Source organism: Methylobacterium sp. J-072, assembly GCF_022829425.1.
GTDB lineage: Bacteria > Pseudomonadota > Alphaproteobacteria > Rhizobiales > Beijerinckiaceae > Methylobacterium.
Genome location: NZ_JAKSYK010000087.1, coordinates 34535 through 48447, shown reverse-complemented (window position 1 = coordinate 48447; position 13913 = coordinate 34535). Strand labels below are relative to the sequence as shown.

Here is a 13913-nt window from a genome sequence, read left to right as displayed (position 1 = left end):
CCGGGATCGGCACGGTGAGAACGGGCATCGGGAACCGGGACGCGGGCGCGCTTGCTGTGGCACGTCACCGCGAACGAGGCCTCGCCGACCATGCTCGCGCACGGGCGTCTCGACACCCGCCAGGACACCCCGCCCAGCGCGTTTCGCGTGTGACCACGGCTGACGGCAGGTCTCCTGGCTCACGGGTCGCCGCCCTCGCACCGTCTTCCCGGGCCAAGACCCAGTGACGTGGTGGTGAAGGGCTCACCGCTCACAGTTGCGGGGACAGCCGCGGTTTCGAGGAAGACCCCTCACCGCGTTCCCTTTTGATCCCCGAAGGGAACCGTCAGCCTCTAGCTTGGCTGTATGGCGGCTGGGCGTCAAGCCTGCGGACATCCGCTAAAAACGCCGCCGCCTGTCCGTGGGCACCGATTGAAACATGACTGAAAAGAAAATTTTAGCCCTGCGGGCATGCCGGCTTTCTTTGTGCCGATTTAAAAATTTCGGAAGCTAGAAAAATTTTCTATCTATGTTGTTTACCCGTCTAAACAAACAATTCTAAGGATAATTTTGGCTTTGCACGCACCATCTCAAGATGATTGACAGCATAAAATGCGAGTGTTATCTGCCGCGCCTCTCGAAGCGCCGGCGGAATATAGATTTTATCCCTAGAGTCCAGTGCATGGGTCGGTCGACCTGGGTAATTTACAGACAAGAGCCCAAATCGATGAGAAATATCGATCGACGTCGTTCAAGAATCGCAATATAGTGCCGGAATGGGTTGTGAAGAACTGACGAATTAAATCGAAAACTCTTTCAATTACCGAGGAGGGAAGGCGTGATGAACACAGTCTATCGATTGGAAAATCCGGGCCATCCTGGTGGATTTCTCCGCCGCAAAGTCTTCGAGCCGCGCAACTTGACCGTCATGAGCATGGCCAGCCTCCTAGGCGTCACCCGTCAATCGCTTTCCGATTTTCTCAACGAGAAGATCAATCTGAATGCCGAAATGGCCTTCCGGATCGAGAAGGTGTTCGGATTCAATATGGAAATGATGATGGACATGCAGAGCCGCTTCGAGATCGCCAAAGTGCGTAACCGCGAGCGGCGCCTTCAGAGCGAGCTCCTGGCCAAGGCGGCTCAGACGACCAAGGCGGGGGGGCAGATGACCAGGACAAGCTCTCTGACGGCCAACCGAGAGCGCGCTGTCGGCTGAAGCTGCCTCCTGCTGATGTGCGGCCCGGCATTCGCAACGCCGCGCCGCACATCGGGGCAGCCACCACCGAACATCTTGGCTTACTGGCGCGAGAGCCTCAAGCGTGTGGACATTTGCGCCAACTGCTGCGCTGCTCGCCTGCTCTCCCGCTTCAAATCATCAGCATCGTTCCTTAATTCGGGGGGCTTGTTCGAGATCGAAATTGAAAAATAACAAAATTTATGAGCCGAGCGATTTGACCAATCTCATTCCACTCTAAAAAAGAGTTCGTATCGCGGATTGCTGGTATATTTTCTAATTGAGAGGGCTGTGCGTAATATGACGTCGATTGACAGATAAGATGGCGATGCGTGTGGGGCGGATTGAAGTTTTGTAAAAATATCCAACCCTTACAATTCTAGATAAACGATTGCTGGTCAAGCCTATCAAAAGATCGATAGTTTGAGTGGCTGTGATTTTTGTCTGTGCGTGTCGGGCGGGTTTGGGCAATCGTGTGGGATCTAAAGCCAAGTTGACGGGTCGGGCTTAAGACATTCTCAACTATCGACAGAGGGTGACGTGATGAGCGAAGTCTATAGATTGGAAAATCCCTGCCATCCCGGCGGGTTTCTGCGCCGCAAAGTCTTCGAGCCCCGCAATCTGACGGTCATGGGAATGGCCAGCGTACTTGGCATCACGCGTCAATCGCTGTCCGATTTCCTCAACGAAAAGATCGGGCTGGATGCCGAAGTGGCCTTTCGGATCGAGAAGGCGTTCGGATTCAATATGGAAATGATGATGGAGATGCAGAACCGCTTCGACATCGCTCGGGTGCGCAAGCGTGAGAGGACCATACAGAACGAGTTGATTGCCCGGGCCAAGGCACAGATGGCAAAGACTGGGCCTCAGGTTGCCAGGGGCAGACCTCAGACCGCTGCGCTAGGCCGTCAGCGCGCGATCGGGTGAGGTTTGGCCTGCCTCGATCCTGCGGCCCGGCATCCGGGATACCGGGCCGATGGACGGGCTGGTGGAAGGCCGTATCCTTCCACCCATCCTGAACCTTTGGAAAGACAGTAAACGATCGGCCTGAACCGAAGAATATGGTTTGACGATTGGGTGCCGGAGCCGTGACGATAGCTGCCGGCTGGTAAGGGCTTGGTCCTGCGCTTGGCGCTTCAGGAAACGCGCATTCGGCTCCTCTGGAATCGTGCGTCCCGGGCATTTGTCATTCTCTGACGGCCCGATAGGACACCTTCATGACGGTCTGGCGCCCCCCTTCGGAGATCCGCGTGAAGGCCTTGGGCCTGCCCTGGCGGGGGCGCCGGCTGCTGGTCGCCGAGGTCTATGCCGATGACGGGCGCCTGAAGGGCGTGCGGCCGCTCGGGGGCAGCGTCGCATTCGGCGAGCCGGCGGAGGCGGCGCTGGTGCGGGAATTCCAGGAGGAGCTCGGCCTCACCGTGCAGGTACTCGGTGCCCCGCTCGTGATGGAGAATCTTTATACGCACGAGGGCAGCCCGGGGCACGAGGTGCTGTTCCTGTTCCCGGTCGCCCTGCCGCCCGGCCCGCTCGATACGCAGGAGTCCATCGTCTTCCACGAGGATTGCGGCACGGCTTGCGTCGCGCGCTGGTGCGATCTGGAGGAACTCGATCGCGATGGTGGGCCCGAGCTTTTTCCGGTCGGGCTCAAGGGGAAGCTTCTGGCAGAGGGGCGGAAGTAACAGGTGAGATCACAGTCGGACCGGAGGTCCGACTCGGCCTGGGGTTATCGGTCGAGAGCAGACCTTCCCTTCACCCGCGGATGGCAGCGAAAAGCTGACAGTCGCGTGGCTCGAATGCGAGGTTGGGATGCACGGCGAAGCGCCCGAGCGTGCCTTCGAACTGCATCCCGGCTTTCACCATGACCCTGGCGGATGCCGCATTCTCTGCGTCGCAATAGCCCCAGACGCGCCAGACTGTGGGTCGGTCGAGCAGCCATTTGCACACGTGAGCGATGATCTCGCTGCCGTAGCCACCGCCCCAGCGATTCTGTGCCAGGCCGAAGCCGACCGAGATGCCGTGCTCACTATCCCCGATGTTGAGCAGGCCTATCGGGCTGCTCGTATCGTCATGAAGGGTGATTGCCATTAGGTAGGCCGTCCGCGATTCGGCCAAATCTTCGCCGACGCGGATCATCGCTTCTGTCTGATTTCGGGATCGATGGCGTCGCCACGGCAAGTAGCGGGTGACCTCAAGATCGCCCGTATACGTCGCGAAGAGCGGCGCGGCATCCGCGTGTCTGAGCGGGCGCAGCACAAGACGTTCGGTCCTCATCTCGGAGGGGCGCGGGAACGGCAGCATCGCGGAAGGCTACTCGGTGCGAACCATTGCGGCCACGCTTATCACCCGGCTCTAGGACCTGTCTGGCGCAAGAAGCCGCTGCTAAGCTTCCCGGTGGGATCAACCTCGCCGGGTCCGCCTTCGTGCCACCTACCATCACCGCGTCGGCCCTCGATCTGATCGGCGGCACGCCCCTGATCGCCCTCGACCGTGCCCATCCTGGACCGGGCCGCATCCTGGCGAAGGCCGAGTTCATGCAGCCCGGCGGGAGCGTGAAGGACAGGGCGGCCCGGGCCATCCTGCTCGCCGCCCGGGCGGATGGCCGCCTGGCCCCGGGGGCGCCCGTGGTCGAGATGACCAGCGGCAATATGGGGGCCGGCCTCGCCGTGGCCTGCGCGGCGCTCGGGCACCCGCTGGTCGTGACCCTGTCGGCCGGGAACAGTCCGCAGCGAGCGCGGATGCTCGAAGCCCTCGGGGCGGAGGTCGTGCTGGTGCCGCAGGTCGATGGCCTGCCGGGACAGGTGACCGGGGCCGATGTCGCGGCCGCCGCCGAAGACGCGAGGCGTCTCGCTCGGGAACGCGGCGGTTTCTACGTCGATCAATTCCACGCCCCGGAGGGCGTCGGGATCCACCGGGATACGACCGGCCCGGAGATCTGGGCGCAAACGGGGGGACAGGTTGATGCCTGGGTCGCGTCCGTGGGGACGGGGGCGACCTTCCTCGGGGTCGCGGCGGCGCTGCGGGCACGCAATCCGCATGTCGTCTGCGCAGCAGTGGAACCGGCCGGCTGCCGGCCGCTGGCGGGCGAGCCCGTCGCCAAGCCGCGCCACGTCCTGCAGGGGACGGGCTACGGCAGCGTGCCGCCGCATTGGGATGCCGCGCTCATGGATCTCGCCCTCTCGGTGTCGGACGATGAGGCCGCGCGATGGCGCCGGCTGCTGGCGACGCGGGAGGGCCTGCATGTCGGCTACTCGGCCGCCGCCAATGTCTGCGCCGCCGTGGCTCTGCTCGCCTCAGGCCGCCTGCCGGCCGACGCGGTCGCCGTCACGGTGCTGTGCGACACCGGGCTCAAGTACTGAGGGTTGTGGGCTCGGGCGCTCCGCCTTTGCCGCATTGCCCCCGCGATGCTAGAGCCGGGCGACCCCATCGGTCCGGGTCCTCCGCGACGCCGCGGCCGATGCGCCCGGACGTTCCGTCCGAAGCGGAGACGGGTGCTGGCGGAATCATGACGACACGACCACCCCCACGCGGCGGCCCGAACGGGCGCAAGCCCGGAGCCGGCAAGTTCTCCTCCGGCAAGTTCTCGCCTGGCAAGTTCCAGTCCGACGGGCGCGCCCGCACCGGCCCGCGCACCAGCGCCCGCGATGCCGCCGAGCGCGCGGCCCGCAACCGCGGCGACGATGCCGGCACCCGCGATCCCTGGACCGCGCAGGGCACGCCCCATGCTGTCGCGGCGGCTGCCGCAGCCGCCGCGAAGCCGAAGCCGAGGCCGCGGCCTGCCCCGGTCGCGCGCGACGAGGCCCCGCCCCCGCGGAAGGCGCCGTCTCGGCCAAGCGCCAGGCCGGCCGCGAAGGCGCAGGCCAGGCCCGCCGAGACCCGGCCGGAACCCTTGGCCCCGCCGGCCGGCCCGACCCGGCGTGAGCAGCGCGCCGCCGCCTCCGCGACCCTCGCCTCCGGGGTGCAGACCCTGACGGTCGAGGCGGACGAGGCCGGCATGCGCATCGACCGATTCCTCACCGCCCGCTTCCCGCTGCTGCCCTTCACCCGGGTCCAGAGCATCGTCCGCAAGGGCGAGCTGCGGGTCGACGGCAAGCGCGCCAAGCCCAACGACCGGCTCGAGCCGGGCATGAGCGTGCGCGTGCCGCCGCTGCGCCTCGACCAGCCGACCGAGCGCCCCCGCAGCGCCGCCCGGGAGCAGGACGATGCCGAGTTCATCCGCTCGCTGATCCTCTACGAGGACGCGGACATGATGGTGCTGAACAAGCCCTTCGGCCTCGCGGTGCAGGGCGGCTCGGGCACGGTCCGCCACGTCGACGGGCTGCTCGCCGCGCTGACCGGGCCGGACGGGCAGAAGCCGCGCCTCGTCCACCGGCTCGACAAGGACACGGCCGGCTGCCTGATCATCGCCAAGACCCGGCTCGCGGCCGCCACGCTCGCGAAGAGTTTCCGCTCGCGAGCCGCGCGAAAAATCTACTGGGCGCTCACGGCGGGCGTGCCGCGGGTGCGGCAGGGGCGGGTCTCGACCTACCTCGCCAAGGACGAGCCGACCGATGCCGATGCGCGCATGCGCGTGGCCAAGCACGGCGACGAGGGCGCGAGCCACGCCCTGACCTATTACGCCATGGTCGATCAGGCCGCCCAAAAACTGTCCTGGCTGTCGTTCAAGCCGGTGACCGGGCGGACCCACCAGCTGCGCGCCCACGCGGCCCATATCGGCCACCCGATCGTCGGCGACCCGAAATACTTTTCCGTGGAGAACTGGGAGCTGCCCGGCGGCATCCAGAACCGGCTGCACCTGCTCGCCCGCCGGATCGTGATCCCGCATCCGCGCACCGGCCGGCCCGTGGATGTCAGCGCGCCGCTGCCGCCGCACATGGCCCAGAGCTGGAATCTTCTGGGCTTCGACGCTTCCCGTTACGATCCGATCGTCGAGGCGCCGGAGAGCTGAGCCTGGAGCCACGGCACGATGGCCTCCGCCAGGGCGTCGGGGGCTTCCATCGGCAGCATGTGGCCGGAGCCGTCGATCACCGTCAGGGTGGCGCCGGGGATGCCGGCCTGGAGCTCCCGCGCCTCGTCGAGACTGCGCAGGCCGTCCTGGGCGGCGGCCACCACTAGGGTCGGGCAGGCGATGGCGCCGAGCCGGCCCAGGTCGCTTTCGCGCGGCTGCCCGGCTTGGCGCACGAACACCTCCCCGCCAAGGCGGTCGCCCATCTGCCGGATGCGGGTGATCAGCGCCGCGTCGCCGATCCGATCGGGATGGACCGAGCCGAGGATCGCGGCCCGGCTGAGCCCGGAAAACCCCTGGCGGCGGACATTCGCCACCGCCGCCACCTTCCGGCGCGCCTGGGCCGGGGTGTCGGCCCGGGCCGAGGTGGCGATCAGCACGAGCGCCCGGACCCGCTCCGGCGCCAGGCGGGCAATCTCGCGCGCCACGTAGCCGCCCATCGAGAAGCCGATCAGGGCGAATCGCTCCGGCGCCTCCCCGGCGACCCGGTTCGCCATGGCGTCGATGCCGGCGTCCCGGGTCAGGTCGCCGTGCAGCACCGGGCCGAGGGGCGCGAGGCGCGGGAGCATGTCCGCCCAGAGGTCGGGATCGGTCATGAAGCCGGGGAGCAGGACGAGGGTCATGGCGCGCTCATGCGGGTCGGCCGCCACAAGAATCCGGTGACGCGCGGCCCGCGATCCGGAGGTGTCGCGCCCGGCACGCCTTGGCAATCGGCCGCCTCGCCTCATATGCTGATCCGCGACCCGCCGTTCCGCCGCGGGGCCGATTTCCCGCGGTTCGAGACCCTGACGCATGAAGCTCGCGACGCTGGCCTGCCTCGCCGCCCTCTGCCTGGTCGGGCCGCCCGCCCAGGCCGCGCCGGGCGAGGCTGCCAAGCCGGCCGCGCCGGCGAACCCCGCCCCGCCGGCCAACGCGCCGAAGCCGGCTCAGCCCGTCCCGGCGGCCGATGCGCCGCAGCCGGCCGCGCCCCCCACCCCGTCCGCGGCCCAGCCGCAGGCTGCCCCGCGTCCGGCGTCGAGCGGCCGGGCCGAGCGCCGGCGGCGGTCCTACGCGGCCTGCAACCGCGCCTCCCACCAGCGCGGCCTGCGCGGCGGCCGGCGGCGGCGGTTCCTGATCCGCTGCCGCCTCGGCTACGAGCGCACGCACGGCCAGGCGGCGCAGCCGGGTGCCGCCCAGCCGGTGCAGCCGGGCCGCAAGCCGTGACCGGCCCCGTGCCCGGCAGACACAGGCGATGAAGCTCATCGTCTTCGACGTCGACGGCACCCTGGTCGACAGCCAGCATCTGATCGTCGCCGCGCAGGGGCTCGCCTTCGCGGAGAACGGCCTGCCGGCCCCGGGCCGGCGCGAGGCGCTCTCGGTGGTCGGGCTGTCCCTGCCGCAGGCGTTCCGCCGCCTCGTCGGCGAGGATGGGCCGATCGCGGACCTCTCCGAGAGCTACAAGCGGGCCTATAACCGCCTGCGGATCGATCCCGCCTACGAGGAGCCGCTGTTTCCCGGGATGGGCGACCTGCTGGCCCGGCTGCATGCCCGCGAGGACGTGCTGATCGGCCTCGCCACCGGCAAGTCCCGGCGGGGCGTCGACCGGCTGATCGAGCATCACGGCTGGGCCGACTGGTTCGCCACCACCCAGAGCGCGGACGACGCCCCGTCGAAGCCCGATCCGACCATGCTGCGCCAGGCGATGGCGGAGGCCGGCTGCGGCCCCGAGGCCACCATCATGGTCGGCGACACGACCTTCGACATCGGCATGGGCGTCTCGGCCGGGGCCGTCGCCGTGGGGGTCGGCTGGGGCTATCACCCGGCCGGCGCCCTCTACGGGGCGGGGGCGGTCACGGTGGTGTCGAGCGCGGGGGCGCTGGAGGGGTTGTTTTCCGGGGGGGAGCCTCCGAGCTCGCCCATTTCGCCGTCATCGCGAGCGTAGCGAAGCGACCCAGGGAATCGACCGATCGGAGAACGCGCGCCGCTCTGGGTTGCTTCGCTCCGCTCGCAATGACGGCGCGACGTCCAACCAGGCTCGCCGACGAACCCCAAAACCCCTATCTCGCATCCATGAGCGATCTGACGAACGACTGGCTCGGCGAACCGGGCGGCGCAGAACGACCCGATCCCGTGCAGGCGGCCCGGGGCCATGCGAAGCCCGCCCTGCCGCGGCGGTTCTACAAGGAGGCCGGCTTCGCCGAGGGGGCGGACGGGTTCCGGCTGACCCTGGACGGCCGTCCGGCCAACACGCCGGCCCGCAACCCGCTGAGCCTGCCGACCCGGGCCCTGGCGGAGAAGATCGCGGCCGAATGGGCGGCCCAGGAGACGGTGATCGATCCCGCCAGGATGCCGCTGACCCGGCTGGCGAATACCAGCATCGACGGCGTCGCCCCCCGGCACGCGGCGGTGGTCGAGGATCTCTGCGCCTATGCGGGCACGGACCTCGTCGCCTATCGGGCCGGGGATCCGGAGCGCCTGGTCTCGGCCCAGGCCGCCGCCTGGGACCCGATCCTCGACTGGGCCCGGGAGATTTTTGGCGCCCGGGTGATCCTCAGCGAGGGCGTGATGCATGTCGCGCAGCCGCCCGACACCGTCCGGGTGCTGTCCGAGGCGGTGGCCGCGGTGGAGAGCCCGTTCCGGCTGGCCGGCCTGCACACGCTGACGACGCTGACCGGCTCGCTGCTGATCGCGCTCGCAGTGCTGCGCGGTCGACTCACCCCGGCCGAGGCCTGGGACGCGGCCCATGTCGATGAGACCTACCAGGCAGCTGTCTGGGGCCGGGATGCCGACGCCGAGGCGCGGCTGGCGATCCGCCGGGTGGAATTCGAGGCCGCGGCCGAACTCATCGCCAGCGTCTGAGCCGCCCGTGGGCGGATTGCGCAACATTCCCAGACTCGCTGTGGCGCTGTAGCGGAGCCGGCTGACATCCCGCGAGGATTGACCTAGGGTCCGAAGAAATCAGTCATCGGATCACCAATGCGCGCCGATCCTTGTCATCGCAATCGTTTTGAAGATGAATTGGACGCGCTCCTCGCCAGCAAGCAATCGTCCGACGATTCGGAGGGCCGCCAGGCGCTGTTCGCGGCCCTGTCGCGGCTGGAACGGCAGGCGCTGATCGCCGGCGCCGCGGATCCGACCCTGCGCAAGATCGCCGAGGCCCGGTTCCTGGTGGGGATCCTGCGCGACGCGATGCGCCCGTCGCGGATCGCGCCGCTGCGGAGCCTGCTGCGGCTGGCGGCGGAGACGCGCCGGCTCGCGGAGGCCGATCTCGATCCGGTTTGAGGTGCGGTCCGACCTTTCACGGCCGTCATTGCGAGCGGAGCGAAGCAACCCAGGGCAGCGCGCGATCCCCGAACGTGGCGCTGCCCTGGGTTGCTTCGCTCCGCTCGCAATGACGGTGGCGATCGTTGCGCCGACCGCTTACCCCGCCGGCTGGGCCAGCGCCTCCTGCACTTTCCTCTCCAGCGAGGCGGGCTTCGCCGACGGCGCGAACCGGGCGATCACCTGGCCGTTCCGGCCGACCAGGAACTTCGTAAAATTCCACTTGATCGCCTTGGTGCCCAACAGCCCTGAGCGGGCCTGCTTCAGGTGGTCGAACAGCGGCTCGGCCTCCGGGCCGTTCACCGCCACCTTGCCGAGCACCGGGAAGCTGACGTCGTAGGTCAGGGAGCAGAAGCTGGCGATCTCGGCGGCGTCCCCGGGCTCCTGGGCGCCGAACTGGTTGCAGGGGAAGCCCAGGACGGTCAGGCCCTCGGCCCGATGCGCCCGCCACAGCGCCTCCAGCCCGGCATATTGCGGGGTGAAGCCGCAGCGCGAGGCCGTGTTGACGATGAGCAGCACCGCGCCGCGATGCTGCGCGAGGGGGTACGGGCTCCCGTCGGCCGCGGGAACCGTGAAATCGTGGATCGTCGTCATGCCCGATCAGTCGGGCAAACCGGCGGGGGCCGCAAGAGGCCTACGCGGCCTTGACCTTCTGCACGTCGAAACTCGGGCCCTGCGGGGTCATCCGGTCGTGCGAGACGATCCGCTCGTCCGGACCGACCACCCCGAGGCTGACGTCCCGGTCGGGCAGGATCACCGTGGTGGTCTTGTTGACGTGGACCAGCACGTGGCGGCGCAGCGGCACCGAGGCCACCGCCCAGCGCTTGAGCTGACCGTAATAGGGCTCCCGGCGCCAGGCATTCGCCTGGCCGGGATCGACCTGCACGTTCATGTTGCGGGAGAGCGGGTCCAGCGTGAGCACCATCTTGGCGCGGTCGGGCTTCCATTCCGGGCCGAGCCAGCTCTCGGTCATCCAGAGGCAGTGGAACGCCCGGCAATGGTCGGGGCGCGTCGCGTGGATCGCGCAGCCCTGGCCGGCCTTGGTGTGGCGGCACCACTGGCCCGCGACGCTCTCCACCGCCGGCACGTCGTAGACCTTGCAGCACAGGGTGCAGGCGCCGCAGGCGCGCCCGGGGGCGGGTTGCGCCACGAAGGTTTCGGGATTCAGCATGGATCGTGCGTCGCGCGGGTCAAACACGGGGGCATGCATCCGGCAACGGCCGGGCGCGGGGCCGCCGGGCTACCTGCACGGGCATCGGGTCGGTAGTGTGGCGGCTTCCCTGGGATGAGGACGGTGCGAACGATGCTCTCGAATCTCGCGACCCGCGACGTCGAAACCCTGCTCCACCCCTACACCAACCTCTCGACCCACCGGCAGACCGGCCCGCTGGTGCTGGAGCGCGGCGAGGGCGTCCATGTCTACGACACGGAGGGCCGATCCTACATCGAGGGCATGTCGGGGCTGTGGTGCACGGCGCTCGGCTACTCGAATGCGGAGCTGGTCGAGGCCGCCCGGGTCCAGATGGGCCGGCTGCCCTTCAGCCACCTGTTCTCCGGCCGCAGTCACGATCCCGGGATCGAGCTGGCCGAGACCCTGAAGGAGCTGATGCCGGTCCCGACCTCGAAGATCTTCTTCACGTCGTCCGGGTCCGAGGCGAACGATACCCAGGTCAAGCTGACGTGGTACTACAACAACGCGCTGGGCCGGCCGAACAAGAAGAAAATCATCGCGCGGCAGAAAGGCTATCACGGCGTCACGGTGGCCAGCGCCTCGATGACCGGCCTGACCGCGAACCATGCCGACTGGGACCTGCCGCTGCCGGGCTTTCTGCATGTTGCCTGCCCGCATTTCTATCGCGGCGCTGAGCCGGGCGAGACCGAGGAGGCCTATTCGGCCCGCCTCGCCGCCGAGCTGGAGGAGACGATCCTGCGCGAGGGGCCGGAGACGGTGGCGGCCTTCATCGCCGAGCCGGTGATGGGCGCCGGCGGGGCGATCGTGCCGCCGCGGGGCTACTTCGCGGCGATCCAGGCGGTTCTGGCGAAATACGAGGTCCGGCTGATCGCCGACGAGGTGATCTGCGGCTTCGGCCGGCTCGGCACTTGGTTCGGCAGCGAGGCGCTGGGGATCCGGCCTGATTCGATCTCCTTCGCCAAGGCCCTGACCTCGGCCTACATGCCGCTCGGCGGCGTCAGCATCGACGAGCCGCTCTACCAGGCGATGATCGGCCAGAGCGAAAAAATCGGCACGTTCGGGCACGGCACCACCTATTCCGGGCACCCGGTGGCGGCCGCGGTGGCGCTGAAGACGATCGAGATCTACCGGCGCGACCAGGTGATCGAGGGCGCGGCCGAGAAGGCGCCGCATTTCCAGCGCCGGCTCGCGGCGCTCGCCGACCACGACATCGTCGGCGAGGCCGGCGGCATCGGGCTGATCGGCGGGCTGGAGATCGTCGCCGACAAGGCCAGCAAGCGCCAGTACGACCCGAAGGCCGGCGTCGCCGCCCGCTGCGTCGCCTTCGCGCAAGGAGAAGGCCTGATCGTGCGGTCCCTGGCCGGCGACCGCGTCGCCGTCTGCCCGCCGCTGATCATCAGCCCCGACGAGATCGACGCGCTGTTCGACCGCCTCGGCCGGGCGCTGGACCGCACCCGCGACTGGATCCGCGCCGAGGGGTTGCAGGCGATGCCGGGCTGAGGAGAGCCGGGCCGCGACGCGCCCCCTCTCCCGTTCGGGCTACGATGTTCACACATCGCTGCCGGACCAGAACCAAGGCCAACCCCAAGCGCGTCTCCCTCCCCCCTCTGCGGGGGAGGGTGGGCCGGCCGTCAGGCCGGGTCGGGAGAGGGGAGCCCGGTTTCCGGAAAAGGCGCGGAGCAGGCGTGCGAGCCGGAGCTTTATCCTGCACCGTCGCTCCCCTCTCCCGACCCCCTTCGGGGGCCACCCTCCCCCGCAGAGGGGGGAGGGAAGGCGCGTATCGGCCTCGGAGAGACTACGATCGAAACCTGTTTCGATCGTAGGCACCTCACACCGGGTCGCGCTGCGCCTCCGCCTGCGCGGTGGTCTGGATGCCGGTCGTGGTCAGCGGCGTGATCCGTAAGGTCGTGATCCGGTTCTTGGCCTTCCGGATCACCTGGAAGCGGAAGCCGTGGAAGTTGAAGGCGGTGCCCTGGTCGGGGATGGTCCGGGCCTCGTGGATGACCAGGCCCGCGATGGTGGTGGCCTCGTCGTCGGGCAGGTTCCAGTCCATGGCGCGGTTGAGGTCGCGGATCGGCACGCCGCCGTCGACATTGACCGAGCCGTCACCCTGCGGGCGCACGCCGGAGACCGTCACGTCATGCTCGTCGGCGATCTCGCCGACGATCTCCTCCAGGATGTCCTCCAGGGTCACGAGGCCCATCACCTCGCCGTACTCGTCGACCACCAGAGCGAAGTGGGTCTTCTTGGTGAGGAAGGCCTTGAGCTGGGCGCGCAGCGAGGTCGTGCCCGGCACGAACCAGGTCTCCAGCGCCAGGGCCTCGACCTTCAGCCCCGAGGCGTCGCCGCCCGCGGCGTCAAGCGCGCGCAGCAGGTCCTTGGCATGGAGCACGCCGACGATGTTCTCGGGCGTCCCGCGCCACAGGGGCATGCGCGTGTAGGGCGAGGCCAGCACTTCCCGGACGATGTCTTCCGAGGGCTGGTCGGCGTCGATCGCCCGCATCTTGGTGCGGTGGACCATCACGTCCGAGACCGACAGGTTCGACAGGTCGAGCAGGCCGCCGAGCATGTCGCGCTCGGCCTTGGCGACACCGCCCTCCCGGTGCATCAGCGCCACCTGCCCGCGCAACTCCTCGGAGGCGGTGAGGATCGACTGGTGCTCGCCGATGGTGATGCCGAACGGCTTCAGCATCAGCCGCACCAAGTGCTCGATGGAGATCGCCGCCGGGCCCATGATGGCGACCGCGAAGGCCACCGGCCGGGCCATCAGCAGAGCCGCCTTGTCGGGCTTGGAGATGGCCAGCGTCTTCGGCAGCACCTCGGCGAAGACGATGACCAGCACCGACATGCCGACGGTGGCGTAGATCACGCCGTTCTTGCCGAACAGGGCGGTGAGCACGCTGGTGGTGAAGGCCGAGGCGCCGATCGCCACGATGTTGTAGCCGATCAGCATCGCGCCGATGAAGCGCTCGCGGATCGCCAGGATCCGGTTGACGATCGCCGCCCGCGGGTCGCCCGCCTGTTCGAGGGCGTGCATCCGCGCCCGGGAGGCGGCGGTGAAGGCGGTCTCGGCCCCCGCGAAGAAGGCCGAGAGCAGCAGTGAGATCACCACGATGCTCGCGGCGAACCACAGGTCGATATGGGTGTCCATCGTTTCCAAGAGGCACGACTCGGGCGGCGGGAAGGCCGCCCATATAACGTCTCGC

General features: G+C 68.5%; 15 protein-coding genes and 1 riboswitch. Of the genes, 10 read left to right on the top strand and 5 right to left on the bottom strand.

Annotated features, from left to right (window positions below):
* Positions 1 to 146: 146 nt before the first annotated feature.
* Positions 147 to 342, bottom strand: a riboswitch (cobalamin riboswitch).
* A gap of 478 nt (positions 343 to 820) precedes the next feature.
* From MKK67_RS09740 to MKK67_RS09730, 3 genes are all read left to right on the top strand, one after another.
* On the top strand, positions 821 to 1195 hold the full coding sequence (locus MKK67_RS09740) for a HigA family addiction module antitoxin (protein ID WP_243963719.1): 375 nt from the start codon (positions 821 to 823) through the stop codon (positions 1193 to 1195).
* Between the two features lie 561 nt (positions 1196 to 1756).
* Positions 1757 to 2140: a HigA family addiction module antitoxin gene (locus tag MKK67_RS09735; RefSeq protein WP_243963718.1), complete on the top strand. Its 384-nt coding sequence runs from the start codon at positions 1757 to 1759 to the stop codon at positions 2138 to 2140.
* A gap of 290 nt (positions 2141 to 2430) precedes the next feature.
* The gene (locus tag MKK67_RS09730) at positions 2431 to 2892 is read left to right on the top strand and encodes an NUDIX hydrolase (RefSeq protein ID WP_243963717.1); all 462 of its coding nucleotides are present in this window, start codon (positions 2431 to 2433) and stop codon (positions 2890 to 2892) included.
* A gap of 70 nt (positions 2893 to 2962) precedes the next feature.
* On the opposite strand, the gene MKK67_RS09725 is transcribed toward MKK67_RS09730, so the two are convergent.
* Positions 2963 to 3511, bottom strand: a complete 549-nt coding sequence (locus tag MKK67_RS09725) for a GNAT family N-acetyltransferase (protein ID WP_243963716.1) — start codon at positions 3509 to 3511, stop codon at positions 2963 to 2965.
* A 122-nt stretch (positions 3512 to 3633) separates the two neighbouring features.
* On the opposite strand from MKK67_RS09725, the gene MKK67_RS09720 reads away from it, so the two are divergent.
* Positions 3634 to 4569 (top strand): PLP-dependent cysteine synthase family protein, encoded by a 936-nt coding sequence (locus MKK67_RS09720; RefSeq protein WP_243963715.1) that lies wholly within the window; start codon positions 3634 to 3636, stop codon positions 4567 to 4569.
* A 146-nt stretch (positions 4570 to 4715) separates the two neighbouring features.
* Positions 4716 to 6158 (top strand): RluA family pseudouridine synthase, encoded by a 1443-nt coding sequence (locus MKK67_RS09715; protein WP_243963714.1) that lies wholly within the window; start codon positions 4716 to 4718, stop codon positions 6156 to 6158.
* Here the strand turns inward: MKK67_RS09715 and MKK67_RS09710 are convergent.
* A complete protein-coding gene (locus tag MKK67_RS09710) occupies positions 6125 to 6838 on the bottom strand; it encodes an alpha/beta fold hydrolase (RefSeq protein ID WP_243963712.1) in 714 nt (237 codons plus the stop codon). The genes MKK67_RS09715 and MKK67_RS09710 overlap by 34 nt on opposite strands.
* A gap of 169 nt (positions 6839 to 7007) precedes the next feature.
* Here MKK67_RS09710 and MKK67_RS09705 point away from each other — a divergent pair, with 169 nt between their 5' ends.
* The 4 genes from MKK67_RS09705 (at position 7008) to MKK67_RS09690 (ending at position 9476) form a co-directional block, all read left to right on the top strand.
* Positions 7008 to 7418, top strand: a complete 411-nt coding sequence (locus tag MKK67_RS09705; protein ID WP_243963711.1) for a hypothetical protein — start codon at positions 7008 to 7010, stop codon at positions 7416 to 7418.
* 28 nt (positions 7419 to 7446) lie between these two features.
* A complete protein-coding gene (locus MKK67_RS09700; RefSeq protein WP_243963710.1) occupies positions 7447 to 8136 on the top strand; it encodes an HAD-IA family hydrolase in 690 nt (229 codons plus the stop codon).
* A 128-nt stretch (positions 8137 to 8264) separates the two neighbouring features.
* Complete coding sequence (locus MKK67_RS09695) at positions 8265 to 9053, top strand: ATP12 family chaperone protein (protein ID WP_243963709.1); 789 nt, start codon at positions 8265 to 8267, stop codon at positions 9051 to 9053.
* Between the two features lie 159 nt (positions 9054 to 9212).
* Positions 9213 to 9476 carry a hypothetical protein gene (locus tag MKK67_RS09690; RefSeq protein WP_243963708.1) on the top strand — a complete coding sequence of 88 codons (264 nt, stop codon included), beginning with the start codon at positions 9213 to 9215 and terminating at the stop codon, positions 9474 to 9476.
* Positions 9477 to 9614: 138 nt separating this feature from the next.
* On the opposite strand, the gene MKK67_RS09685 is transcribed toward MKK67_RS09690, so the two are convergent.
* A complete protein-coding gene (locus tag MKK67_RS09685; protein ID WP_243963707.1) occupies positions 9615 to 10109 on the bottom strand; it encodes a glutathione peroxidase in 495 nt (164 codons plus the stop codon).
* 40 nt (positions 10110 to 10149) lie between these two features.
* Positions 10150 to 10686 carry a hypothetical protein gene (locus MKK67_RS09680; protein WP_243963705.1) on the bottom strand — a complete coding sequence of 179 codons (537 nt, stop codon included), beginning with the start codon at positions 10684 to 10686 and terminating at the stop codon, positions 10150 to 10152.
* A gap of 132 nt (positions 10687 to 10818) precedes the next feature.
* Here MKK67_RS09680 and MKK67_RS09675 point away from each other — a divergent pair, with 132 nt between their 5' ends.
* Positions 10819 to 12207 (top strand): aminotransferase, encoded by a 1389-nt coding sequence (locus MKK67_RS09675; protein WP_243963703.1) that lies wholly within the window; start codon positions 10819 to 10821, stop codon positions 12205 to 12207.
* Between the two features lie 328 nt (positions 12208 to 12535).
* On the opposite strand, the gene MKK67_RS09670 is transcribed toward MKK67_RS09675, so the two are convergent.
* On the bottom strand, positions 12536 to 13858 hold the full coding sequence (locus MKK67_RS09670; protein WP_243963700.1) for an HlyC/CorC family transporter: 1323 nt from the start codon (positions 13856 to 13858) through the stop codon (positions 12536 to 12538).
* Positions 13859 to 13913: the final 55 nt, after the last annotated feature.

Excerpts from the sequence above, each read along its gene's own strand:
- MKK67_RS09715 (WP_243963714.1), top strand. The coding sequence starts at position 4,716 with ATGACGACACGACCACCCCCACGCGGCGGCCCGAACGGGCGCAAGCCC.
- MKK67_RS09740 (WP_243963719.1), top strand. The coding sequence starts at position 821 with ATGAACACAGTCTATCGATTGGAAAATCCGGGCCATCCTGGTGGATTT.
- MKK67_RS09670 (WP_243963700.1), bottom strand. The coding sequence starts at position 13,858 with ATGGACACCCATATCGACCTGTGGTTCGCCGCGAGCATCGTGGTGATC.
- MKK67_RS09735 (WP_243963718.1), top strand. The coding sequence starts at position 1,757 with ATGAGCGAAGTCTATAGATTGGAAAATCCCTGCCATCCCGGCGGGTTT.
- MKK67_RS09695 (WP_243963709.1), top strand. The coding sequence starts at position 8,265 with ATGAGCGATCTGACGAACGACTGGCTCGGCGAACCGGGCGGCGCAGAA.
- MKK67_RS09710 (WP_243963712.1), bottom strand. The coding sequence starts at position 6,838 with ATGACCCTCGTCCTGCTCCCCGGCTTCATGACCGATCCCGACCTCTGG.
- MKK67_RS09685 (WP_243963707.1), bottom strand. The coding sequence starts at position 10,109 with ATGACGACGATCCACGATTTCACGGTTCCCGCGGCCGACGGGAGCCCG.
- MKK67_RS09725 (WP_243963716.1), bottom strand. The coding sequence starts at position 3,511 with ATGCTGCCGTTCCCGCGCCCCTCCGAGATGAGGACCGAACGTCTTGTG.
- MKK67_RS09705 (WP_243963711.1), top strand. The coding sequence starts at position 7,008 with ATGAAGCTCGCGACGCTGGCCTGCCTCGCCGCCCTCTGCCTGGTCGGG.
- MKK67_RS09700 (WP_243963710.1), top strand. The coding sequence starts at position 7,447 with ATGAAGCTCATCGTCTTCGACGTCGACGGCACCCTGGTCGACAGCCAG.
- MKK67_RS09730 (WP_243963717.1), top strand. The coding sequence starts at position 2,431 with ATGACGGTCTGGCGCCCCCCTTCGGAGATCCGCGTGAAGGCCTTGGGC.
- MKK67_RS09680 (WP_243963705.1), bottom strand. The coding sequence starts at position 10,686 with ATGCTGAATCCCGAAACCTTCGTGGCGCAACCCGCCCCCGGGCGCGCC.
- MKK67_RS09675 (WP_243963703.1), top strand. The coding sequence starts at position 10,819 with ATGCTCTCGAATCTCGCGACCCGCGACGTCGAAACCCTGCTCCACCCC.